Origin of the sequence: Pseudoalteromonas luteoviolacea, assembly GCF_001696455.1 — a bacterium.
Lineage (GTDB): Bacteria > Pseudomonadota > Gammaproteobacteria > Enterobacterales > Alteromonadaceae > Pseudoalteromonas > Pseudoalteromonas luteoviolacea_C.
Window position 1 is genome coordinate 251104 of sequence record NZ_MAUJ01000007.1, and the last position, 25068, is coordinate 276171.

A 25068-nucleotide genomic window follows, 5' to 3' on the forward strand; every position below is an offset into this window, starting at 1 on the left:
GCTAGTAGACCTACAGTAGTTGGATATAATGACCCCATTCATGTAGTAGGATTGACTGAAATGTTAGATCATCAAGTTTGTCAAAAAGCGCGCCTATCAAGAGATGCTCGGTTCGACGGTAAATTTTTTATTGCGGTTAAAACAACCGGCATTTATTGCCGTACGGTATGCCCTGCACATCCACCCAAAGAAGAAAATGTGGAGTACTTTCAAAGTGCCATGCTGGCTGCCCAGTCAGGTTATAGGCCTTGCTTAAGGTGTCGACCGGACAGTGCACCTGACTCACCGGCATGGAAAGGAGTCGGGGCAACTCTAGATAGGGCCATTAAATTGATAGATCAAGGGGCGCTTCAGCAAAACTCATTGCCTGAGCTCGCAAGCAGATTGGGAGTCAGCGATCGCTACTTAAGAAAGTTGTTTAATCAGCATTTAGGGGTGTCGCCAAAAACCTACGCACTTTATCAACAGTGCTTGTTTGCCAAAAAACTGCTGCATCAAACGAGTTTACCCATTACTGAAGTCGCTTTAGCCAGCGGTTTTGAGAGCGTTAGGCGCTTCAACGACTGCTTTAAAGATCAACTAAAACTCACACCAACACAAATGCGTAAGCAACGAGAAGAGGCCAGCTCAAAAGTTGTGTTGCGACTGTTCTATCGACCGCCTTTCAATTGGCAGCAAATGCAACAATTCTTATCAGCAAGGCTGATCGAAGGGTTAGAATGGATCACGCCCCATAGCTACGGCCGATACTTTTCTTGGCAGGGTCATCAAGGTTTGTTTAATGCGACGCATCTCGAAGACAAACACTGCTTTGAAGTTGAAATACAATTGGATGAATTAAAAGTACTCAAGCCTGTTGTGAACAATATTCGTCGAATTTTAGATTTAGATGCTGATTTAGTACAAATCGAACAGGATTTAGCCCTCGCGCTCCCCCGAACTTTTAAACTTACCCAAGGCTTGCGCTTACCTGGCATCTGGAGTTTGTTTGAAGCGGGAATAAGGGCCATTTTGGGTCAACAGGTCTCTGTTCAAGCAGCCAAAAACTTGGTGCATCAACTGGTGCATCAACTTGGTGAAAAAGCACCTGAAGGACGCTATTTTCCAGCGCCAAGAGCCATAGCAAACAGTGATCTTCAGTTTTTAAAAATGCCAGACTCCCGCAGACAGACGTTGATCCGTTTTGCGCAGTACTTCTGTGACACCAATGAACCAGAAGTACCTGATGATTGGTTACAGCTCAAAGGCATAGGTCCCTGGACTGTAGCCTACGCAAAAATGCGTGGTCAGAGCGACCCAGATATCTTTTTAGGTTCAGATTTAGGCGTAATTAAAGCGCTTAAAGCACAAACAGCTGCCCCTGAAAGCACAATAGCGGTTTCGCCCGAGGCTTCGCCCGAACCTTCGCCCGAACCTATACCTACTCTTACGCCCGACTTAGCGTCTCCGTGGCGCAGTTACCTTACTTTTCAGCTATGGAGCCAACTATGAATTTATACACGGATTACTTCCAAAGCCCACTTGGACTAATTGAAATAAAAGCATCGGAAATTGGGATACGTCAGCTAATTTTCTGCGGCGAACAAATTACCCAAACGCGCTCTTGCAATCTACTCAAGGAATGTAACAGACAATTAGACGCGTACTTTTCGGGAAATCTTACACAGTTTGACTTAGATTTAGACTGGCAAGGTACGCCTTTCCAGCAACAAGTGTGGCAGGCACTCACTGAGATTCCATTCGGCAAAAGCATGACCTATTTAGAATTAGCTGAACAGCTCAATAACCCTAAAGCCGTGCGTGCCGTAGGGGGTGCCAATGGCCGAAACCCTATTACCTTGATTGTGCCTTGTCACCGAGTCATAGGTGCCAATGGCAAGCTGACAGGTTATGCAGGTGGAGTAACCAGAAAACAGTGGTTATTGGCCCATGAAGGTATTATGGATATCAAACCAAGTACAGATGAATTGGCTCTACTTGTTAATACTCGCCAAGCGAAGACGGAGTTTTTGCAGTAGTACTGTTGGTATAACTAGCAGCGCATGCTTAAACCCTCAAGCTCCTTGTCGTCAGCGCGCAAAATAAATGACTGGGGATTGTCTGACAGATGCTGTTTGGACAATTCCTGCGCATGTACCATTTCTCGCTTTGTTTTACCTAGTGCTACTTCAACAACAAACCATGGCTGAGATCCTGTCTTTAAGCCACGTTTCTTTACGACCCGTACCACCGGTGTCAAACACTTCGTCGCGGCTAAGACCTTCAGCCCTTGGCTCGATACAAATGCGAGTTTTAATCTTTCAGCCCACATATGGGCTTTCTCTTCATCTCTGACCCCAGACATTTTAAGTATGTAAGTCCGATCCGATGTTTCTATTTGCGCCACTTCAGTCGAATCTGGCACCGTCACCATTGTAAAAGCAGTCGCTTTTGAGTAAATACTAAAAAAAAGTATGCCAGTGACTAAATACTTTACCACCCTCTTAGAATTGTGCATACGCCTCCAAGTCTTTCTTATAAAACCAATTAAAACACATCTAAACTAGACACAAGACTTATTTTAGCACTTTATTCCATACCCAAGCACACCCTATTATCAAATAATTAACACAAAAAACCTTTAATATAGGAATAAATTATATATATTTATACAATGAACGAGGTATAGTTTATTAAGTGGAAAGAATTACGTGTCTTTTTATAATGGCCCAAACGATCCCTTACGATTAAGTGCGTATTTTGGCAAAAAAGGAAAAGTATTCCCTGCTGTCACTTTAATCATACTCGCCGTATTTTCACCACTGGCGGTTAAAAATTTCATTATTGGTGAATATCCATTGGCTTCAGCCATTAGTCTTTTTGTTCTCACTTTTAGTGCGGACTCTTTTGCACTCGTAAATGGTAGAAAGCTACCAATTAATGAACATATTGTGGCTACGCTCGCCGTACTCGCTGTAACCCTATCTCTCTTTACTTTAGGCGATGGCACCATTTTCTGGGTTTTTCCAGTAAGTATCATCATGAGTTTTTTGTTTCCTATTAGAACTGCAATAATTTTTAATTTCCCCTTGCTAGTGAGTGCCACGGTCTACGTTTTATTAAATTATCAAGTCGCAGATGCCATGCGCCTATTTATCGCTTTATTAATGACGATCACGGTCGTAAACCTGCTGTTGCGACACATTGACTCCTTACATGAGCTACTTAAGGAAGAGTCGAGTAAAGACGCATTAACAGGAGCCCTCAACCGTCGCCAACTTAATCTGTTTTTGAAAGACGCACTGGCCAATAAACTCCACTACCACAGCGACTCAACACTCATTATGATTGATGTTGACCATTTCAAAAAAATCAATGACTTGTATGGCCATGCAAAAGGGGATGAAGTGCTTATAAGCCTTGCTTCCGGTATCAATACACAGATCCGAGAAACCGATTTGCTATTTCGGGTTGGCGGTGAAGAATTTGTCATATTGCTCCCCAATACGACTTTAGAAACGGCTGAAAAAGTCGCAGAAAAGTTACGAGCCACTATCAGAACCTCGACACTGATTGAAGATCACCCAGTGACTGTCAGCTTAGGCATTTGCGCCACCGATAATCGTCTAACCCAAACTAAATGGATGAGCTGCGCTGACAAAGCGCTTTATGCAGCAAAGCAAAGAGGCCGAGACAGGGCCTGCTTGTACAATCTCAACTGCGACAAAATTGAAGATGTGGCGGCCTAAAGCTTTTGAGTATCCTAAGTAAACGTACGAAATCGCCGTTTAACTTCCACATCCGTTGGCTAATTTTTGTTCTGCAAGCTCATTGATTTACACGACCGAATAAACTCTTGTAGTAATTTTCAAGTCGTCAAATTACAATGTTCAAAAACATGTTAACTCATCAATTTTTGGAGATCATTGTTGTATAAATTTGAAGGGGTTAAAACCACACTTGGCTGCCTTTTCGGCCTTGCTATTTGCCTGCTAGGCGCTCAACACTTTGAGCAGTATTGGCAGGCGTACACAACCACAATAAGCCAGTTAACCCTTCCCATTTTGCTTTTTTCAGCAATGTTTTCTGCTCAGTTTAACCGTAGCCGACTTGCTCTTATCTGTGTGCTGTGGGCACTGCTTTTTGCATCCCAGACATACGCTTTCCCTTGGTCTAATTGGATACAAAGCAGTACCTCCTGGTTGCTTTTGTGTGGTGCGTTAATTTTATTGATGACATCCTTAACGCAGGACCGTGCGCTGCTTTCACGCCATGTATTAACACGTATCGTCATGCTAAGTACAATCGGAGTATGTGTGTATTTTTGGCTTACATATCAAGCGTTAATCGATACTCTGTTAACCAGACATGCTTTCACAAAAGTACTGTCCCCCTATATCACGGCCCATATTCCTCTGCTGTTAATTGGCAGCCTATTATTGTGGCGCAGTATCACGCATAAGTGCCTCACCCTAGCTACTCTATTTAGTAGTTTTGTACTGTGGCTCGCTATGCATGTGAATTGGCTGACCTTACCGCTTGATGTCGTGGTTGCAATTGTTGCCTTAGTCTACTTACTGACAGTATCTATCGATAGTTACTTCCTGGCATATAGAGACGATTTAACGGCACTGCCCACACGGCGCGCACTCAATCAACTATCCCTGTCTCTGGGCCGCAAATATACGGTCGCCATGCTTGATATCGACCATTTTAAAAAGTTTAACGATACCTACGGCCATGATATTGGCGACCAAGTACTGAAGCTTGTTGCCTCTAAGCTGGCAAAAGTGAAAAGTGGTGGCAAGGTCTTTCGTTATGGCGGCGAAGAATTTACAGTGGTTTTTCCGAATAAACCGCCCGATATCGCATTCAATGCATTAGAGCAACTGCGAGAGGACATTGCCAATTATGACATGATTATCAGGCAGCAGCAGCGCCAGTCTAAAAAGTCTCGGCAAAGTAAGCCCCCCGCCGATAGAAAAGTGGTTAATGTTACGGTATCAATCGGTGTTGCCACAAGACAGACAAAACAGGCCTTCGAACAGGTCATTAAAAGCGCTGATGAAGCACTGTATCGCGCCAAGAAAAAAGGCCGTAATAACGTCAGTGATTAACTTACTCTATGTCAGCTTATTTCTCAGTAATAGATAGCAGACTGACTGTCTATTGCTATACTCAGGCCATGCTTAGCTCAGCAAAGGATACTTTATGAAGCACTTTTATTGCATGTTAATTTTTTTAACCATTGGCTTTTCATCTGTCGCAGAAGAAAAGAAAGAACTCCCCCCTCTTAACCCCGCATACCAAGGTGAACACGGTATGGTACTGATGAATCGCGGTTCAAAAATATACGCAACAAATTTCCCTTCTTACAAGTTGCCTGGCGACATTCAGGTTGTTTATAAAATAGATAACCCTGACGTGGCGTTTTTAAATTTAGTACGTGATTCTGAGCTCATTACTATTAAGCCCAAAGCGTTTAATTTACAACGCTTAGAACGAGGTGAAGAAATCACCGTTGTTGCTGATGTCTATGAAGGCCATTATAAAAAAGACGGATTTAAAGTGTACTCAGAGCGCAGTATCGTGTTCAGTGATAAACTCTATTCAAGAAAAATGAAAGATTTAAAACCTTCAGGTCAATGGCAAGAGTACGACAGTATAGAAATCAACAAAACTGAGCGTATCTACGTCCACAAAATCACCCAAACACCAAGCTTCAACCATTTAATTTTCGTGGATTTAACCAGTGCTTGTATGCAAAGATTTAAGACTTCTAAAAGGGTTCCAAAAGTGTCTGAACTGATATATAAGTTTGTGAATTGTGGCACCTTGAAGCAACTCTATTTTGACGCAGATGCCTACCAATAGCGGGCTCTTACTGCTGTGCCTAGGCAGTCCAATAATGCACCTAGGCCCTAGCAAGTTTGCCTCATCTGTAAAGCTGCCATAGGCATCTCGTTAGTGAAAGTTACGCGATTTATGATTAAACCCATGTAGTAAATCGCTTTCATCAATCAGACGACCTGCAATCACATGGATCACTTCGCCTTCCTTTTCCACAATGCCTTTTACACGCAGTAATTTAGACCCTAAATAAGCTTGTTTTTGTGCTCTTGCCGTTCCGGCCCACACCACGACATTAATATTACCGGTATCATCTTCTAGAGTAAAAAATGTCACACCAGCGGCTGTCCCTGGGGCTTGTCGACCTGTGACGACTCCCACTACCGTGACTAAACTCTTATGCGCTTTACTGGGCAGTTCATTCATTCGAGTAAATGGCCGCAATAAACCAGCTTCTTCTAATAAGGTGATCGGGTGTTTATTCAGTGTCACACCCGTGGCTGTATAATCTTCAATTAAGTCCGCAAACGCATCTGGTGATTGTATATGCTGCGCTGTCTCTTCTTGTGACTCAGTCTGGAATAAAGGTAAGTTTGCTTCACTATCCATTATCTGCCAGCGGGCTGCATACCTATCTCCGCTAAAACTGTGTAATGCATTGGCAGAAGCTAATCGCTCCAAAGTCCCTTTATCAATACCAATGTCAGTCAAACATTGCACACGGCGATAACCTTGCTCTGGCCGCTGTGTCACAATCTGTGTAGCCATATTCTGATTGAGCCCCTTTATTAGACGCAACCCTAACCGAATACCCCATTGACCGTGGTATTGGCAAACCACATGATCATATTCTGACTGATTAACACATATAGGGAACACTGCAACTTGATGACGCCTTACATCCTGCAACAACTGGGAAGCACTGTAAAAGCCCATTGGTAAGCTATTAAGCAGTGCAGTGAAAAACATTGCGGGGTAATAATATTTCAACCAAGACGAGGCATAAGCCAGCACAGCAAAAGAAGCTGAATGGCTTTCTGGAAAGCCATATTCACCAAAGCCACAGATCTGCTCAAAAATGCGCTCAGCAAAGGCACTGTCATACCCCCGCTCAGTCATACCTTTTAATAACTTATCCTTAAATTGCATCAGCTCACCGGTTTTTTTCCAAGAAGCCATCGCTCGTCTCAGCTGATCCGCCTCACCACCCGAAAATCCAGCCGCAACCATCGCGAGTTTGATCACCTGCTCCTGAAAAATGGGCACCCCTAAAGTGCGTTCAAGTACCGATTTAACCGCTTCGGAGGGATATTCTATTTCCTCTTCTCCGCTACGGCGTTTTAAGAATGGGTGGACCATATCCCCTTGAATGGGGCCTGGGCGCACAATCGCAATCTGAATGACCAAGTCATAGTAACAAGCAGGCTTTAAACGGGGCAACATACTCATTTGCGCCCGTGATTCAATTTGAAAGACACCCACGGTGTCAGCTTTTTGGATCATGTTGTACACCGCAGGATCATCTTGCATGCGCGTTAAATCTGCAATGCTCAAGCGTCTATCGGTATGTTGCTTTACCAAATCAAACGCTTTACGAATGGCGGTGAGCATCCCTAGAGCCAGCACATCCACTTTCAGCAGTTTCAAGCTCTCTAAATCATCTTTATCCCATTGGATAACCGTTCTGTCTGCCATGGCTGCATTTTCTACGGGGACTAAGTCATGTAATGGCCCTGCCGAAATCACAAAACCACCTACATGCTGTGATAGATGACGGGGAAAACCTATGATTTCATTCACCAGCTCAATAAACTGCTGACCTTTCATAGAATCAGGTTCCAGCCCCAGTTCAACAATCTGTGCCTGCCAATTCAAGCTGCGATCACGTCGATTAACATTTTTAATGAAATACTCAAGTTGCGACTGGGCAATGCCCAACGCTTTGCCAATATCACGCACTGCACTTTTAAAACGATAAGTGATCACAGTCGCAGCGAGCGCTGCACGCTTGCGGCCATACTTTTGGTAGATGTATTGAATGACTTCTTCGCGCCTCTGATGCTCAAAATCTACATCAATATCGGGAGGTTCATTGCGCTCTTTACTAATAAAGCGCTCGAATAAAACCGCCACCTGACGAGGATCAACCGCTGTAATTTCTAGGCAGTAACACACCACGGAGTTCGCTGCAGATCCCCTGCCTTGGTATAAAATCCCCCGGCTTTTTGCAAACATCACAATGTCATAAATCGTCAAAAAGAAATAAGGGTAATCCAGTTCCTCAATTAAGTTCAGCTCTTTGCTTATGGTCTCGTTAATCTCACTCGGTACACCGTCAGGAAATCGCTGCTGCTTCCCTTGCTCAACCAAAGTACGCAAATATTGCATGGCGGTTTGCTCTGCGGGCACCAGTTCGCTGGGGTATTGATAACGTAGCTTATCAAGGTCAAACATACAGCGTTTAGCAATACGCTGCGACTCTTCAAGCCAATTTGGCTGAAACAGTTTGGTGAGTTTTGTTTTGGGCCGCATAGCACGCTCAGTATTTACTAGCAGCTGCGCCTTAACCTGATCAACCGCCTGATTATGTGCAATCGCGGTTAACGCATGCTGCAAGCGCAACCGAGTTGGTGAATGCATTAGCACGCCCCCCACTGCACATATAGGTATCTGATACTGTTTAGAAAGCGCCTCACAATGCGCAACATAGCGCTTTTCCTGATTATCCAAACGCCGCTGCACTCCTATCCAAGTACGAGTGTAATGATAACGTGCTAACCACTCCCCCCAGCCTTCATCAACAGCATTGCCAGCTGGTAACCAAATGATAAAACAATGACGTAGCGACATCAGATCCCACTTTTCAAGTGCGTAGTCCCCCTTGCTGCTTCGCCGCCGCGCATTGCTTATCACCCTGCACAACTCGCTATAAGCTGTTTTATCAGGACAAATCAGAACGACTTCTAAGCCTTCAAAACGCAATAAACTGCCAATAATGAGTTTGATACTAAGCCGCTCATTCTTAATCAGAGAATGAGCACGTACGACACCTGCTAAGGAGCACTCATCAGTGATAGCCAACGCAGAATAACCTAAAAACTGTGCCTGCCTAACCAGCTCTTCAGGTCGAGAGGCTCCTTGTAAAAAAGAAAAGTTGCTCTGACAAAACAGCTCTGCGTATTGCATTAACTAAACACTCCATGCAAATACCAACGTTGTTGCCGATCTCTAAAAACCCAAAGCCAGCGCTTAGACTCGTCTTGTGCAATAAAGTAATCTCGCTCCACTTCGTGGCCATCCCACCAGCCAGTACAAATCCGCTCAGGCCCCTGCACTAAGGTGACAGATTGTTGTAATGGGAGAATTTGGGGAAGCAGCAAATTAGGCCGTAACATGGGTTCAAGTTCAGCCTTACTATGCGTCTGTGTTTTTGAAGTCAAAGGCGCACAATGCGTCGTTGCCAGCTCAGGGCGGGCATCTGCACTTGGCTTAATACCTTGCACAGCACTTTCTCCCAACTTTGCTTGCAGCACCGCGAGCAGCCCAGCTGCCGTCATAGTGCCGCAGCGTTCACTGAACAAATCGGTGCTCAGCTCATCTGGCTCACAAAAGCTTGTAACAGCTAAAGAAACCCCCTGTAAAGGAGCAACTAATTGTGTTCTTTCTAGTACTAACTGGCACAACCCCTGCCATTTATCAGCACGATACTCCCCTTCTGCACTCCCAACTTCCAGCATCAAGGGGTCACTATCTCGCTGTAACAATGTTATCTGAATTGACTTAGTCAGCTTATTTCGAAGCTTTAAAAATTGCTCTAACTGTATAAGTAACTTGCATAAAGGCTTTGCAAGCCAATCTAGATTTTCTAACTCATAGAGTAAAGTCAGCTGTCGCTCGAACAGTTCCGGCGGCTGATAAAACGTCACCGGATGGTGTAACTTACCGCGTAAGCGCCCGACATAATGAACTAATTCAGTGTTAAAGCGCTTACCGAGTTCTAGCATTGGGATGTCAAAAAGAGCGTGTACCGACTGAATACCAACACGCTTTAAGCTCTGACGCTGCTTATCAGGTAACCCTAATACGCTTACGGGCAAGCGCCCCAAGCGATGCTCTAATTGCTTACTGTCTTCACAAAGGGCATCAAATTTCGCTTCAGCCAAAAGCTGTGCAGCCAAAGGGGAGTAACCAAGGCTGAAGTGGTAACAGACATTTTGTGCATGTAACCGAGCCCGTAGAGTATGCCAATACTCTGTAATATCTCGATACATGGTCAGCATACCCGAGACTTTAAGCAATAACCCCGTCGTGCCAGATAAATGGATCTCTGCAGTATTTAAATACAACCACTGAGCCAGCTCGGCCAAACGCTGCTTCGTTTGTATTTCATCATATTCATGCACACACAGAGATGAACACGTTGCTGCAGCGGCCCCAAGCCCCATTCCTTGGCGAATACCAGCGTCATACGCCACCGAATTCAACTGCACCACACTGTGCCCACGACCTGCAACAATAATCGTCGGTTGTCGCTGGGCCTCATGGTGATACAGATTATCAAGTTGTAATTGCGGAAAATGCAGGTAAAGCCAAAGTGCCATAATTCACCTACTTACCTGCTGCAGGGCATGCTCAAATGCGACAACTTCAGCGCCTTGAGAAACTTTAACCTGCGCTGTTAACTCTGGCCAACTTGATGACATATCTAGTACAAAATCAGGCTTAGCCCATCCTCCTCTGCGCTTTGTTATCTGCACTTTAAGGCCCAACGCATGAGGTAATAACTTTAGGCTTAAACAAACGGGTAATGATGCGGACTGTGTCAGGTTACTGCGCATTAAACAAATCAGTCCTTGCCCCGTTTGCGCAGCAAGCTGTAAGCGTTTAACTTGATGTACCTCTAAATCACCGTGCCACAATAAAACACTGCTACAAGCACCGCTTTTCAGGCACTGCTCTGCTGCCCAGAGCGCCTCTTGTGGCGAGTTAGGTCTGATCACTAAAAACTGCCCAGTATCGACGCCCTGATGAAAAAGCGCATGAGCATTTATCAGTGCAGGGGGATTTATTACCGCACACATGCGTGTCTGCTCACGCAAATAAGGCAACAATAGTCTCAACTCTCCAATTCCAATTTGGCTTTGAATATCCACAACGCCTTGCTTTGGCAGTCCACCATGCAGCTGTTTATCAAGGTCATCAAACCCTGTGCTGACGGTTTCATATACCTGACGAGAGACAGGCGCATTTTCAGTTCCCTGCCAAACAAGGTTCTGATGCTGTAAAAAATCAATTAAATTGGCCATAACACACACTTTACTGTATACATATACAGTATTATAGATCGAAATCAAAAGTGCAAGCGAGTTCTTCAAGGCATATCGCAAAGTAAATTTAACTGGCTACAATAAAATCAAGAGCAGCCAATACTTAAGGTAAAATGGGAGGCAAAAAATGTGTGGTAGATTGAATATTACAGATGACCCTTTTGTGATCCAAATACTGCTAGATCTAGGCATTGAAAACCCTCGAGAACAGATGCTATTTGGTCGCTTTAAGCGCGCGACTGACACCATCAGTATCGTTCACCAATATAACGGTCAACGCAGCCTTAGCCATGCCACTTGGTGGTTACTACTAACACAAACGCAATCCGGGTTTAAACCTTCTAAGTACACTTCATTTAACAGTCGATACGATAAGTTGCACCTCAAAAGTAGCGCCGCTTATCAACCATTCAGATATGGCCGTTGTATTGTTGTCGTCAAAGGGTTTGGAGAAACACAGTACCAAGATGGCAAACCTTTACACTATCATGATTTTATCGCAGAAGATGGGGCACTATGCCTGGCAGGATTGTACAAACATTGGTGCCACCCAGCGACTGGAGAGCAAGTGCTTTCTTGCTCAATCATCACACTGCCACCACACCCCAAGTTACGTCCTTATCATGATAAAGCGAGTCCTTTGATGCTCCCTCAAAGCTCGGATTTATTGAATCAATGGCTGGACGACCAGCGCCATGACGTCACAGGGTTTAATCACCTCTTGGTGCCCCATTTACACCAATCTCTCACTGTGCAGAAAATTGACAGGCCAAGTAGTTATCGGCCTATTGCACCAGCACGGTCATTGATACATGATTAACTCAATAGGCCATTTCATGAATGTTACATTCGACCTAACAGGCTAGCTCCTGAGGGTTCACACCCGATAGTGAGTTAAAATACCATCTAGCTTCACAGCAAGTTGCTCCAACTCCGCTGCTCGTTCATCAATTTCACGGCCTCGAGATAAATTATCGCAGGCTTCTTGGCTGATAGCTGAAATGGATTGACTTATTTGCTGAACAGCATCTGACTGCTGTTTAGAGGCCGTCGCCACTTGTGTATTCATTGCTGCTATTTGCGCAATCGCTGAAGTCACATCCCCTAGTGACGACTTAGCTTGCTCGGAGGTTTCTGCATTATTCACGCTTTGAGATTGACTCTGCTGTACACGCCCTTGCGCCTTTTCAACCCCTGACTGCAAGCGCTTAATCATGTCTTCAATTTCTCCTGTCGCTTGCTGAGTGCGTATTGCCAACCCCCTTACTTCGTCAGCAACAACAGCAAATCCTCGCCCTGCGTCGCCCGCTCGCGCAGCTTCTATAGCAGCATTCAGCGCTAATAAATTGGTTTGCTCCGCAACCGACTGGATCACATCTAACACACTGCCGATTTTAGCACTTTGAGAAGACAAGATATCCATCATCTCACCCACTGAAGCCATCTCTGCAGCCAATTGTTGAGATATCATGGCACATCGAGCAACCAAATCGTTGGTATTATCTGTGAGGCTATTAACTTGTTGCGTTTGTTCAGAGGTTTTTAGTGCACTACTCGCCACTTCCTGCACAGCTTGCTGCATCTGAGAACCCGCAGTGGCTGACTGTTCACAGTCTAATGATTGCTGATTAACCGCATTGATCAACGCGCCCATTCGTTCAGACAATACGATAGACATCTCTTTCAACGTGTGAGCGCTACTCAGCATATCGCTGAAGTTTCCTTGCAAACGTCCTACTAAACGATTCACAGATTCACTGAGTTCGCGAATTTCTGCATCACCTTTAGTTGGCGCACGCAAGCGAAAATCATTGTTATCAGCGATATCTCGGATCGCATTACTGGCAGCCAAAATTGGTTGAGTTACTCTCGTTGCGATAAAAATACCAATTAAGGTTGCAACCACACCCGCAATCAAAACAAACACCAGTGCTGACTTAAAAATTGAGCTTTGCAATGATGAAATCATCGCAAACGCCTCGGCATAATCCACTTCACTGACAATGGCCCAGTTTAAGCCTTCAATATTGAGTGGCGCATACGCTGATGCCACGGCAACCGAACGATAATCATCAAAAATCGCCACGCCAGATTCACCGTTAAGTGCAGCTCGAGTACCGGGAGAGTCCACCTCCAATATGCCAACGGTCGTATCTTGCTGCTCAATCTTAGCAATGGTGTCTTGTGCGACGTTATGTGCTTCTAATATGGCCAAAAATTGAGACTTATCTTCAACAAAAAATCGACTGTTCGTCAGCAGCTTTCTCGCTTGGTTTACCACATAAATTTCACCGGAGTCCCCCAGCCCTTGTGCTTTCCACTGACCCGAGAAGGTCAGCATATTATTGATTTCATCCACTGGTAATTGAAAAACCAACACGCCTAACAGTTTTCCATCATCAATAATCGCGGAGCTAATAAACCCCGCAGCAGCATTGTAAGAGGGGAAATAGGGTGCGAAATCAATGAAGTTACCTTGACGTGTGGTTTGTCGACTAGCAACATGAAATGCCCTCGCCAAACCTGAGTCACTAAATGGCCCTTGCGTCAGAGAAGTTGCAAAATCCACCTCTTTGAAAACCGAATACACCACATCGCCCTCAGGGCTCACAATAAAGATGTCATAAAAGCCGAATTGCGATTGGAAATCACGTAATGCCTGATGATATTTGCGATGAACCACATCATAGGCGTTACTATTAGGCCCCATGAGCAGCTGATCTTTACTTCCAAGTGGATGCGGATTATCTGCAATATATTGTGATTGTAATGACTTAGCTCGTTCAGAAAGTCGCGTAAATAAACGCGTAGCCTCGCTTTCTTGGAGTGGGCTTTTATCGATTAAAACAGGCCTAAATTGGTTCAAATAATAGCTTTCTAGCGCTTGGTAACCGCGCTCGTTAATAGAGGCAGTACTATTAAATGCTGTATTAAAAGCCTTCGCCGCTTCTATCACCATCGTTGAGTGCGCCAAGGTGGTGGCCTGAGATTGCATGGTTGCAAAGTAGCGTTCAACTTGGTTTTGCATCGCGTTTCTTCTCGATACAAGGTTATTTTCGACTTCTTTAGAAACTGCAGCCTTGCCTTCTTGATACGCAATAAAGCCAATTGCAAAACACGCTATTAACAGCGGTACAACAGCGAGCAATACAGATACAATACTTAAACGTGTTTTTAAGCGCACTTCCACTCCCAACTACCTGTTTGTTTATTCACTGTGGCTCAATTGGCCTCAGCCCGCTAGTCATATCTTAAAAGCTGCTCGATGCACTTTTATGACTTTTAATTATTTATCCATAAGAGAGCAAAAAACAACCATAAAAACCCATACAAAACTATTAATTACTTAATTCCATAAAAATAAAGCTAAATATATTATTCAAACAACCGACAAACTGAGGGAAAACTACAACTAAATAAGGAAAGGAATATGCAACTTAAGTCTTTGGCATTAATTTTATCGAGTATTTTTACCACACAAGGACAGGCTCAAATGCTAGAAAAACTAGACTTTGAACGTTCAACTGAACAGGTAGAGGTCAATTACGGTGATGTCACAGCTATTGAGCAAACGAATGTAAACCCGATCTCGGGGAGCTATAGTTTAAAAGTGAGTGCCCTAAGTCACTTTGAGATAATGCGTGTTTTTGAAATTAATCAAACTCTGAGCAACCCCACACAGTTTAAAGTGAGCTTTGACGTCCAGCTACCAGAAATTCAAAACTCAAAGTATCAGGGAAACACATCCCTCTATACGTCTTTAATGGTTGAATTTGACGACGGTAGTCAAATGCAAGTTTATACCTCTGAAGGCGACAATATTAGCCAACAACCACATAGTATTCACTCTTTTGACGTCGCCACAACATTACCTAGCGGCAAGCATATTAAACAGGTCACGGCATACTGGAGTACCCATTTATTAGATGAGATGCCGGTGCTTTTCGACAACATCGAAGCCCAGCTTACAGACAATAGTGAGCATGACAGCACTGTGATCCAACATTTCTTGATGGATGACACCACCACAGCGACCATTGAGCAATTACAACAACGCTTTAGCGGTAATATCGTGCTCTCGCACGAATACGGAAACTCAAATGCACCAAGTTTGCAAATTAACGCAGACAGTGAGGGCCGATATAGAACCAAGTTCGAGTTGAGCAACTTGTTTATTGTACACTCAACACCCAACTACATTGCCACCAGCCTCACATTGCACAATCCAAGTACCGAAGCTGTTGAGGTCAAGCTTTCAGGGCAAGCATACTTTAATCGTGAACTCACCGGGCAAGCTAATACAACAAGCCGATACGATAGATTAACACTTGCACCGAATGCGCGTAAAACAGTGCCTTTGATGCTTGATTTTAGCGACGATTACTATACCTCTGGCATTTCATCCATGCAGTTTGAAATTGAAGCTGAACGCTCAATACTCATTGACAGTGCAAGGGTTCACACTGCAGAGATTCGCTCCGATGGTGCTTTCTATCAAGTCTTTAATAACTATGATTCTGGTCATATTGATTTTACGACACAGTACCCTGAGGATGTCTCAATTAGCATTGAAAGTAACAGTCAATTCAACAGCTCACCGAGCCTTAAATTGGCACTTTCACCATGGCGACAGGCCAGTTACTCTTACTTTTTCCCTTGGGGAGAAACGCGTTTTGCCACACAAATACATACCCAGTTAGATGCCAATATTACTGCAGCAACCTACGGTAAGCCTGTGCAAGTATGTACCGATGTGTACTATAGAACGGGTGGCAAAGATACTTTTTGTGAGGTGCGTACACTAGGTACTGGTAGCTACCAAATCAATGAAATGTACCCTATTGATCCAACTAAGCCGCTGCACCGCTTCCTAATTCGCGTTCGCTCGTTTAGTAGTTCACCAGCCACTGTCAATATCGACAATTTCTCTTTGAAGTACTGGCAGCCAGCTTTTAATTAAACCGTCATGACTTGATAAAATTCGAGTATAAAATCACATGCAAAAAAGCGGAGCTAGTTAGCCCCGCTTTTTTCTTGCAAATTTCAAATGTGTAGTAAGTGATACCATTAATTGCGTAACACAATACCACGACTACCAAAACAAATATCGCCTTTCAAAAGGCTCAATAAGCCTCCAATACGAGCTGCCATTATTTTAATAGGCTTAACAATAAATCGTATTAAGCTCTGCCAACATTTCTTGGGTTAGATAGTCTGTAAATGTATGCGGAAAATACTTTTACGTCTCCAAAATAGCTAATTCAAGGGACAAGTTCAAGCAATCGCGATGTAATTCCAGAAAAAATATGCAGATATAAATATAATCATAAAAACCATATTTATCAACACGTTAAATCTCACCCATAGGCACGTAACGTGGCTTTTAAAAGACGGCAGACATATTTTTGCCATTGTTTTGACAACGGAGTTTCATTTTTGGGGAATACACTGCCACGCGTTCAATCTGGAAGAATAAAACAGTCAATCGGGACTGTTCGTTTGCTCACAAGGAAGGAGAAAAGACAATAAACTCACAGGAATCATGATGACATATACAACTGTTGCGCTCACAACACTCGCTTTACTCAGCATAATACCCATTGCACACGCGGCTCCCGAAGTACACTATGACCAATGCCAACCTGTATTTGGCTATCAGACAGCCAGCTACCAAGGCACCACCGACAAAAATAATAGCGGTAATCAATGGTGCTATTTAAAAAACGCAATTGATGGCAGCTCATGGGGTAATGTACGTACAGAGACCATTCCCACCTTTACAACTAGTACAGGTAAAGTGTGTAATACTCCTTCTCAATATCAAGGAGAAGCGTTTTACGGCTGTTCATCGATAAACCATACGACACCTTGGTGCTATATTGACGAGCAAGGGAATTGGGAAGAGTGCGCACCAGTTGAAAGTGATCCGCTACCCAAGCATACTCATCCACAAGCGAGTAAACGATTAGATCGGGTTGCTCTTGGCTCTTGCTTTAAAACGAAAGGCGATATGCCACAAGCACTTGCGAAGCTTATTTCTCATCAACCTGACCTATTCTTATGGCTTGGAGACAATATCTACGCAGACACTACAAACATGGCAACAATGCGCCAAAAGTATGATGACAAAAAACGTAATATTGATTATCAAAAATTTCTCGCGGCCAATATTCCTGTCATGGCGACTTGGGATGACCATGACTATGGCGCCAACAATGATGGTAAACACTACCCCCAGCGCGTAAATAGCCAAAAGGAATATTTACGCCACTTTGATGTCCCAGCGGATGACCCAAGGCTAAACGGTCAAGCTGGAATATATGAAGCTAAGTTATTGGGGCCAACCAATGAGCGCACCCATGTTATTACACTGGATGCGCGCTATTTTCGCTCACCTACATTTAGTAATTACGGCACATGTGAAGGTGATAAAACCACGATTTTAGGTGCGCAGCAATGGCAGTGGCTTGAACAACAACTGAATACGCCTTCTGAAATTAAGCTAATCGCCAGTGGTATTCAGGTACTTCCGCCACTTTACCAAGGTCGTAGTAAAAGTAAGTACTGCGCCTATGGAGATGGCAAGCAGTTTGAACAAGCCATCGCAGATATGGCAGAGTCCGATATGTCAGGTACAAGCTACGAATCATGGGCTGAAGTCCCAACAGAACGCGCTAAGTTGATGCGTCTCGTGCAAAAGTCAATTAACAGTGGAAAAACCAAAGCTGTGATTTTCTTATCTGGAGATCAACATTGGGGTGAGTTATTGAAAAAAGAAATCCCAGCCAGCGCGCAATATGGTAAGGCCGTTACAGTATATGAAGTCACAGCATCTGGGTTTGGTCAAAATTGGCCATATCATATAGAAAACCCGTTAAGACTGCCCGTTTATGCCGATACCAAAGGTGATGGCCAGTACACTCAACAATGTAAATTCCCTTTCACGTATGGTCTCACCACCTACCGTGGCTGCACAACAAAAGATAACGACAAACCATGGTGCTACACCAAAGTTGACGACAATGGCAAAGGTATCAGCGGTGAGTGGGGAAATTGTGCGCCGAGTGGCGCTGTGACACCTGATGGGCAAGTAGGACTTGTTAGCAGCAACATTGCCAATTTAACCACCAGCGATAGGCATCTGGTTAATAAATCAGGGAGTAACTATGGCATGGTTGATATTGATTGGGAAAAGCACACTATTAAACTTTCTATTCAAACAACCGAAGAAGAAGCAGTATCTACCATCATCAAGTTTTAACGGACAGATTCAGAAATAGCGCCTAATTTAAGGCGCTATTTTATGCCTATCCTTCATACGCCTTTGCGTTTTCTTCTGATTTTTCAGACATTATGTACAGCCAGTTTGCAACCAAACAAGCTATTGTCATTGTTATAAATAGCCAACTACCGCTTGCTAAATCAAGGATCACCCCGCCAACTAAAGGCGCGAAAGCAAACCCTAACGAACAAAGTCCCGCAGCACCAAAGTAGCTGGCTTTTAAATGTTGAGGTGCCATTCTATCGATATGAATATTGATGTTTGAAAACAGTATCGCTTCGCTCAAGCTCAACACAGCGATGCATATAATCCACGCCCAAAAACTATGCACATCGGTGAGTACCATCATTAACTGCGACACAGCTAACACACCGCCACCAACTAGCAGTCGGAATTGGATAGACCAGTCTTTCATCAAGTGTAAAAGCGGAAATTGAAATACCACAATGATCAGGGAGTTGGTCACAATCAGGCTGGAGATTAAAAGTGCCAGCTCCGGGACTTCAGCCCTTGTAAGGTATTGAACTAAACTAGAATCACCTTGGCCAAACACAAGGTAAACCAAAAAAGTTGCAACCAGCACCCACAAAAACCTTTTATCATTACGTAACAGTGTCAGCCATTCTCTAAAACGAGGGATGTTTGTTGGCTGGCTCGAAGATTTGCTAACTCTCGCTTGGCGCTGCTTTAGCAGTAATGCACAGAACAACGCCAAGTATGCAACTGCGGTGTAAATAAAACTAAACTGCTCACCGTTAAGGCCTGCCCACAACCCAAATAGAGGCCCCAGAGCAGCACCGACATTGACTAAAAAATACAGCAGGTGAAGCGCTAACTCTCTATCATTATCCTGCGCTAGTTCATCACTCAACAGGGCCTTGCTCGGTGCATCCCAGAGTGTTCTTGGCATACACGCAAAAAATACCGCCAAGCAAAATGCCCAGAGTTCATCTACGATAGCAAGTGCGGTAAATGCTAACACCCCCATTATCACAGCGGCGTACAGTATCTTAAAGCGACCAAATCGATCTGCTAAATTTCCTGTATAAAACCCAAGTAAAACAGCAAATGTCGCGCTGCCAGTCAGTAAGACGCCCACTTCCGTCGCGCTTAAAGAAAACTTGGTATACAGGATCACCGCAAGAAATGGCCACACCATATAGTAACTGGCTCGAACAAAAAAGTTGCCTAACAACATGGTCCAAACCAGTGGCGTGAAACGTGTGATCTGTGTTGAGAATTGAGTTAGTTCCATCTTAAAATCCTGTTTTTATTATCTTTGCGCAACACAATAAAACCTCAACCTAACCTGAGGTAAAGCATTATTTGCATTCCTTTGGAAAAATCACACAGCCATTTTTTCTCGTTATTACATACGGCTTTTTACTTTATTAGTCGCCTGCGCGGTAGCCGGGTCATCTGGCCAAAAATGCTTTGGGTAACGCCCTTTCATTTCCTTTTGAACTTCGCGATAACTGGTTTGCCAAAAGTGTGCCAAGTCCTGCGTCAATTGCAGAGGCCTTTGTGCTGGCGACAACAGCTCCATTAAGACCGGTAAGCGACCTTCACATAAAATGGGGCTTTGACTCATACCATAAACTTCTTGCATCCTAACAGCCAATCGGGCCGGGCCGTCCAGCTCATATTGAATACGCAAATTAGAGCCACTTGGTACGGCTATTCGCTCTGGTAATAATTCATTGAGGCGCTGTTGCTTTTGCCAATCTACTCGCGCCATAAGTGCTGCTTTTAGATCTAACTTCTTAAGTTGATTGAACTGTTTAATATCATCTAGAAATGGAGCCAGCCAAGTATCTACACTCGCCAGTAATTCGGCCTCACTAAATGACTCAAACTCTTCTGGATAAAGCTGCTTTGCTAGCTGCAAACGCACTAATAAAGGGGCGCATTCTTGAAACTGATTGAATAGTTTCAACCCTTGCTGCTGCACAATATTAAGCCACGCAGCGGTTCTTGCAGCTTGATCGAGTGGGGTCGTACTTGGCTTAGCTGAAACCACACACTGGCCTAGATACACTCTATCTTGATGAATAAACTGAGCTGATTTTTGGTCAAATTCACAAACCGTTCTTGCTATAAATAAATGAGGTAATACGTCCTCTAGCGCATTGGGATCAAAGGCTGTAGCACTAAATATCGACTGCCCTTTATGGCCGCCCAATTGCGCGATTGCTAAAAATGGGGTGTCTAGCCAATACTCACTGTGGGCATTTACACCGGCACCGTTTGCCAATACAAAGCCATTACCTCTTCGCTTGGCTAGCCTATCTGGGTATGCCAATGCCACCACAATGGCAAGGTGTTCGATAGCCAGCTCAGCAGTGCTACATTCAATGTGTGCACGCTTGCACCAATATTGCAACTGTTTTGTAAACTGTGGTGGGACCTTATGCTGTAGTTGCTGCAAAGCTAAACTCAGCTCCGGAGCACATTTCACTCTACTATCTTGTAATGCCATAAAATAGCAGGCTAAGCGCGTTATACCAGATAGCTGAGACTCTAGTTCCTGCACTTTAAGTAGCATGTGTGCATATCTTGGTTCGCCGCCCAGAGCATGTATTTTTGACCCCACCCCTTGCAACTTACCTTGTTCATCGAGTGCTTCAAGCTCTATAAGCAACTGCTCAGCCTGATTTATTTGGGCCTCGCTCGGTCTGTCTAGCAAAGGTAACTCTTTGATGCCTGTTCCCCAAACCTTTGCTTCCAATAGCAGTCCACTGATATCTGAGCTCAATATATCCGGCTTATCGTGTGCATCGCGTCTCTCAAACATCGCTTTACTACCGAGCCGATATACAACCCCAGACTCAATTCGACCAGCCCGACCTGCACGCTGTATTGCTGAAGCCCGAGAAATAGAAAGCGTCGTAAGCTCAGTCACGCCCGTGCGCAAATTAAAAACACCAGCGCGCCGCTTTCCTGAATCAATCACAACTCGGATCCCTTCGATTGTCAGTGATGTTTCAGCCACATTCGTTGTCAGAACCACTTTTCTTTGCCCTGATTGCACTGGCGCAATGGCCGCCTGCTGGCTCGCTTTGCTCTGATCGCCATATAACGTTGCCAGTTGTACATGAGGGTTTTGCTCTAACTCTTCTGATAGAGCATTAGCGACAAAACGGATCTCTTTTTGACCGGGTAGAAACACCAAAATACTGCCACTTTGCTCGCTCAGCGCTTGACGCACCATAGGCGCAATTTGCAGCAACCATTGGCTTTCATCTTTGAGCGTAATGTAGCGCTCCTCAATGGGATAACTGCGACCTTCTGAGCGCACCACCGGACACGCTAAAAATGCTTCATAACGCTCACTATCCAAAGTTGCTGACATGACCAAGATTTTTAAATCTTCACGCAACGCTGCCTGAGACTCTAACGCAAACGCCAATGCGGTATCTGCCGCCAATGAACGCTCGTGAAATTCGTCAAAAATTAATAGGTCAATACCTGACAGCTCCGGGTCTTGTTGGATCATGCGCGTCAACATGCCCTCAGTCACTATCTCTAACCGCGTGCGTTTTGACACCTTCACTTCTTGACGAATTCGTAAACCAACCTGTTCCCCCACGGGCTCATTCAACTGTGAAGCCAAAAATTGAGCGATATTTCTAGCCGCTAATCGCCGAGGTTCTAACATTACAATGCGCTTAAAGTGCCCATCTTGCATCAATTGTAAAGGTAGCCAAGTCGACTTACCCGCCCCCGGAGGCGCTTGCAGGAGCACCGTTTCTCGGGAGGAGAGTTGTTCAACTAATTGCGAGTAAACTTCTTCAATAGGTAGCACAGTGACATGATTCAGATTGCGTAAACATAGCAATATTCTATCACTGTTAGGCTGAATTACAGTAACTTACTTTATGAATGGTAACTTGTAGAAGCGAGCAAATGGCCACTATGAATCAAACTTTTGTAGTCACTAATGAGCTGCTCAGCGGGTGCATTAAATGGTCGGCTCAACCCTTGCAACCCAACCCAAGCATTTCGGCTTTCTTCTTTAGCCATATAAAGCCCATTATCCGCCAATTCGAGTACTTGCTCCCAGCTTAGCGATTTCCCACCTTGATTACGTAACGGATATGGCGCAAACCCAATAGAGCAGGTTACTTGGATAGCTTGTTCATTGACAACAAATGGAAAACACTCAACCTGACGCCTTACTCGCTCCACGGCTTCAGCAGCCTCGCCATGGGTCATATTTGGCATGACAACTAAAAACTCTTCTCCGCCCCAACGGATCACCAAATCACTGTCTCGTGTGCATTGCTTTAGAATATCAGCCACAGATTGAAGTACGGTGTCTCCCGCCGCATGACCATATGTATCATTCACTTTTTTAAAATGGTCGATGTCTAACAAACAAAAAATCATTTCATGCTTTTCGCTTGATTCGGCATGTGTAGTCGCACTGGCATTGACTTGTGAATCTATAATGCTGAAAAAATAATGGCGGTTATTAAGGCCAGTCAAACTATCGGTAAAGCTCAGAGCTTGCAAACGCTTGTTTCGCTCGGCAAGCTCTGCTGTGCGTTCCGCTACTTGCCGCTTTAATACTGTTAAATATCGTTTGTTTTGCCACCTCCAATAGCCAAAACCAAAGACCAAAACCACCAGCAACATTCCCAACACACCTCGCTGCTGTGCCAAATGTGCATTATCAATTTTTTGTTGGTGTTGAATTAGCTGCTGAGCCTGCAGTGCATTGTCTTTTTCTAGTACACTCAACTGCTGCTTTTGCGCAGCTAATGTATATTGCGCTTCGAGTTGCAATAACTTGTTATTTCTTTTCTGAAGATTTAAAGCCTGCTCTGTCATGGCAAAACGCTTTAAATATAAATGCGCTTGCTCGAAATCACCTAACTGCGCATAAGCACCAGCCAGGATTTTCTGAAGCATAGACTGCTCTGTTAGAAATCGCGTACCGAATGTTTCACCAAGCGCGCGATTGGCTTGATTGATTGCCTCGGTAAACTCACCAGCTTGTAAGTACGCCATGGCACTCATCAACTTATAGCGAACTCTAAGTCGTAAATTCTCTTTCAAAGCCGTTTTTTCTTGCGACACCTGTTTTAATAAGGTGCTTGCACTGCGATGCTCTCCAATACTTAGGTGCGCCCATGCTCGAGTTAACGCCAATTTGCTCGACAGCTCTTGCTTTGCATCAGAGTCCACACTCTCTAATATCACCAGTGCTTGGCGGTAGCTGCCACGCATAATATGCAAAGTACCTTGCCACAGAGCGTGCTCAGCTAATAAGTTCCTAACATGTTCATTAGACACGCTTTTAGTAATAAGCGTATAGGCACGTTCCAATAATTGCTGCGCAAAACGAAAGCGTTCCAAGCTCATTTCAAGCTGGGCAAGTGCTAAATAAATATCGGCTTCAAGCTCGGGTAAGTTCATATCAGTGACAATATCAAGCGCATCATTATGCAGCACTAAACTATTCTTATAATCACCGTAATGTTGTCGTATCAGCCCTTCGAGCAACAATGATTTTGCGTGTAAACGCTTTTCACCTAGTTGCCTTGATTGCTCCCTTAACACACGGATTTGCGGCAACAAATTGAGGTCATAATCTTCTTTTAGCTGTGACGTTAATTGGCCTAGCATTTTACTGAGATCTTCCTTCTGAGAAGCGCTACTGCTGCTACCCAGATTTGCCCACACCTCAAAACTCAATAACCAGATGAATGGTAATGCACACCAATGTAGTTTCATTTTACCACCCTTGATGTTGCCATCATGTCTTCATTTATAAACTGCCAATCGCTGACTAAATGATTAATAAACCCTGATTGCATTAAAGCCCTACGTAGTACGCCTTTCTTTTTAAGTATTTTGAGGCCGCGATTCAGCGCGGCAAAGATCTGTTCCCCTTGCGGATGCCTTTTGCTGACAATAAAATGCCGAGAGTCTGGTAGCATCATTTTGAGATTCTGAATAGGCACATACTCTCTCCCCTCAAAATTAAGCAGTAAGTTCTCACTGACACTAAAATTAACCAACATGGCATCGACAATATCTGTTTCAACCATGTTAAGCATCGTCTCCCAAGGACCAATAAAGCTTACAATATTAATTGACGTATTATTCAATGCGCGCCAGTCAACTCGCCATCTTGGGTTTGCCACCACCGTGAGCTGCTCGAGTTGCTCTTTGGGTAAGTTTTGTAGTGCAATGTTGCGTTTTGTCACATATAGCCCAGCTTCATAATCACCAAACTCAACCACGGCATCACTCACATAAAGCGAGCCTCGGTAATTAAGAATATCTTCATGCCAAACGGAGCGCGCTAAAATCAGGCTGTCGCCAGCTATCATGTCTGAGAACTCAATAATATTTACAGAGGGTTTAGGATTAAAAACCACTTCTCTGGTTTCTCCACCAAGAAACAGAGCTTGCTGTAACAAAACCATTTCTATAATTTCAATGTGGGATCCGTTCGTTGTGGGATGGAAGTCTTGAACATCGAGAGGTGAACGGCCATTAAGGAACGCATTGTAACGCTGGCTGAAGTTTTCACTACTCATAATATCAACAACGAGCTGATTGTGTGAAAAAGCAGAACTAGAGCAAACTACTAGTAACACTAAAACCAACCACTTCATG

The 25068-nt window shown here is 44.2% G+C and carries 17 protein-coding genes; 8 read left to right on the forward strand and 9 right to left on the reverse strand.

The window, feature by feature from the left end:
- Nucleotides 1-60: 60 nt before the first annotated feature.
- Nucleotides 61-1491, forward strand: a complete 1431-nt coding sequence (locus A7985_RS19180; RefSeq protein WP_065792042.1) for a DNA-3-methyladenine glycosylase 2 family protein — start codon at nt 61-63, stop codon at nt 1489-1491.
- Nucleotides 1488-2018 (forward strand): methylated-DNA--[protein]-cysteine S-methyltransferase, encoded by a 531-nt coding sequence (locus A7985_RS19185; RefSeq protein WP_065792043.1) that lies wholly within the window; start codon nt 1488-1490, stop codon nt 2016-2018. Before A7985_RS19180 ends, A7985_RS19185 begins: the two co-directional genes overlap by 4 nt.
- 14 nt (nt 2019-2032) lie before the next feature.
- Here A7985_RS19185 and A7985_RS19190 read toward each other — a convergent pair whose 3' ends face one another.
- Nucleotides 2033-2497, reverse strand: coding sequence for a hypothetical protein (locus A7985_RS19190; RefSeq protein WP_065792044.1), 465 nt, complete (start codon nt 2495-2497; stop codon nt 2033-2035).
- A 193-nt stretch (nt 2498-2690) separates the two neighbouring features.
- On the opposite strand from A7985_RS19190, the gene A7985_RS19195 reads away from it, so the two are divergent.
- From A7985_RS19195 to A7985_RS19205, 3 genes are all read left to right on the forward strand, one after another.
- Nucleotides 2691-3728 (forward strand): GGDEF domain-containing protein, encoded by a 1038-nt coding sequence (locus A7985_RS19195; RefSeq protein ID WP_065792045.1) that lies wholly within the window; start codon nt 2691-2693, stop codon nt 3726-3728.
- Nucleotides 3729-3908: 180 nt separating this feature from the next.
- On the forward strand, nt 3909-5096 hold the full coding sequence (locus tag A7985_RS19200; protein WP_065792047.1) for a GGDEF domain-containing protein: 1188 nt from the start codon (nt 3909-3911) through the stop codon (nt 5094-5096).
- A 94-nt stretch (nt 5097-5190) separates the two neighbouring features.
- Nucleotides 5191-5853 (forward strand): hypothetical protein, encoded by a 663-nt coding sequence (locus tag A7985_RS19205; protein WP_065792049.1) that lies wholly within the window; start codon nt 5191-5193, stop codon nt 5851-5853.
- Nucleotides 5854-5943: 90 nt separating this feature from the next.
- Here the strand turns inward: A7985_RS19205 and A7985_RS19210 are convergent, their stop codons facing one another.
- Genes A7985_RS19210 through imuA form a run of 3 tightly spaced genes read right to left on the reverse strand, consistent with a single transcriptional unit; the run spans nt 5944 to nt 11135 of the window.
- A complete protein-coding gene (locus tag A7985_RS19210) occupies nt 5944-9015 on the reverse strand; it encodes an error-prone DNA polymerase (protein WP_065792051.1) in 3072 nt (1023 codons plus the stop codon).
- Nucleotides 9015-10430, reverse strand: coding sequence for a Y-family DNA polymerase (locus A7985_RS19215; RefSeq protein WP_065792053.1), 1416 nt, complete (start codon nt 10428-10430; stop codon nt 9015-9017). The genes A7985_RS19210 and A7985_RS19215 overlap by 1 nt, the downstream gene beginning before the upstream one ends.
- 3 nt (nt 10431-10433) lie before the next feature.
- The gene (gene imuA, locus A7985_RS19220; RefSeq protein WP_065792055.1) at nt 10434-11135 is read right to left on the reverse strand and encodes a translesion DNA synthesis-associated protein ImuA; all 702 of its coding nucleotides are present in this window, start codon (nt 11133-11135) and stop codon (nt 10434-10436) included.
- A gap of 148 nt (nt 11136-11283) precedes the next feature.
- Here imuA and A7985_RS19225 point away from each other — a divergent pair, with 148 nt between their 5' ends.
- Entirely contained in the window at nt 11284-11976 is a 693-nt protein-coding gene (locus tag A7985_RS19225) for an SOS response-associated peptidase family protein (RefSeq protein ID WP_065792057.1), read from the forward strand.
- A gap of 57 nt (nt 11977-12033) precedes the next feature.
- Here the strand turns inward: A7985_RS19225 and A7985_RS19230 are convergent, their stop codons facing one another.
- Nucleotides 12034-14340 (reverse strand): methyl-accepting chemotaxis protein, encoded by a 2307-nt coding sequence (locus A7985_RS19230; RefSeq protein ID WP_141685400.1) that lies wholly within the window; start codon nt 14338-14340, stop codon nt 12034-12036.
- A 246-nt stretch (nt 14341-14586) separates the two neighbouring features.
- Between A7985_RS19230 and A7985_RS19235 the strand changes: the two genes are divergently transcribed.
- Nucleotides 14587-16116 (forward strand): hypothetical protein, encoded by a 1530-nt coding sequence (locus A7985_RS19235; protein ID WP_065792061.1) that lies wholly within the window; start codon nt 14587-14589, stop codon nt 16114-16116.
- Nucleotides 16117-16698: 582 nt separating this feature from the next.
- Nucleotides 16699-18417 carry an alkaline phosphatase D family protein gene (locus tag A7985_RS19240; protein ID WP_065792063.1) on the forward strand — a complete coding sequence of 573 codons (1719 nt, stop codon included), beginning with the start codon at nt 16699-16701 and terminating at the stop codon, nt 18415-18417.
- Nucleotides 18418-18463: 46 nt separating this feature from the next.
- Here A7985_RS19240 and A7985_RS19245 read toward each other — a convergent pair whose 3' ends face one another.
- From A7985_RS19245 to A7985_RS19260, 4 genes are all read right to left on the reverse strand, one after another.
- Nucleotides 18464-19693: an MDR family MFS transporter gene (locus A7985_RS19245; RefSeq protein WP_065792065.1), complete on the reverse strand. Its 1230-nt coding sequence runs from the start codon at nt 19691-19693 to the stop codon at nt 18464-18466.
- Nucleotides 19694-19807: 114 nt separating this feature from the next.
- The gene (gene hrpB, locus A7985_RS19250; protein ID WP_065792066.1) at nt 19808-22243 is read right to left on the reverse strand and encodes an ATP-dependent helicase HrpB; all 2436 of its coding nucleotides are present in this window, start codon (nt 22241-22243) and stop codon (nt 19808-19810) included.
- Between the two features lie 71 nt (nt 22244-22314).
- Nucleotides 22315-24177, reverse strand: a complete 1863-nt coding sequence (locus A7985_RS19255; protein WP_065792067.1) for a sensor domain-containing diguanylate cyclase — start codon at nt 24175-24177, stop codon at nt 22315-22317.
- Nucleotides 24174-25067 (reverse strand): hypothetical protein, encoded by an 894-nt coding sequence (locus tag A7985_RS19260; RefSeq protein WP_065792068.1) that lies wholly within the window; start codon nt 25065-25067, stop codon nt 24174-24176. The genes A7985_RS19255 and A7985_RS19260 overlap by 4 nt, the downstream gene beginning before the upstream one ends.
- Nucleotide 25068: the final 1 nt, after the last annotated feature.